This is a genomic window from Emticicia sp. 17c, assembly GCF_037153985.1.
Lineage (GTDB): Bacteria > Bacteroidota > Bacteroidia > Cytophagales > Spirosomataceae > Emticicia.
On record NZ_JBBAYI010000068.1, the window covers coordinates 1 to 634 of the forward strand.

The window sequence follows — 634 nt, forward strand, 5'->3', positions numbered from 1 at the left end:
ATAAGTACCTGCTGCACTTACTGTGATACTGCTACCTGTCGCTCCGGTACTCCAAGATAATGTTGCGTTGCAACCGCTAGCTGTCAAGGTCGTTGTCTGACCCACACACAACTCTGTCTTGGTTGCCGCTATTACTGGTGCTACTGGCGGTGTGCCGGTCGTAATAGTTATTACATTCGAGACATTGCTGCTACCACAATTGTTCATACAAACTGCACTGTATGTCCCTGCACCGGCTGTTCCTACTACGATACTGCTACCGGTCGCTCCTGTGTTCCACTTGATAGTAGCACTACATCCACTCGCTGTCAAGGTTGTTGTCTCTGTACCACACAACTCTGTCTTAGTTGTCGCTATTACTGGTGCTACTGGCGGTGTGCCGGTCGTAATAGTTATTACATTCGATGTATTGCTGCTACCACAATTGTTCATACAAACTGCACTGTATGTCCCTGCGCCGGCTGTCCCTACTACTATACTGCTACCGGTCGCCCCTGTGTTCCACTTGATAGTAGCCGTACAACCACTCGCTGTCAAGGTCGTTGTCTCTGTACCACACAACTCTGTCTTGGTTGTCGCTATTACTGGTGCTACTGGCGGTGTGCCGGTCGTAATAGTTATTACATTCGATGTA

Annotated in this window: 1 pseudogene; it reads right to left on the minus strand. The window is 48.9% G+C overall.

Annotation, left to right across the window (positions count from 1 at the left end):
• A pseudogene (locus WAA15_RS24515) lies at positions 1-634 on the minus strand (hypothetical protein); the annotation flags it as partial.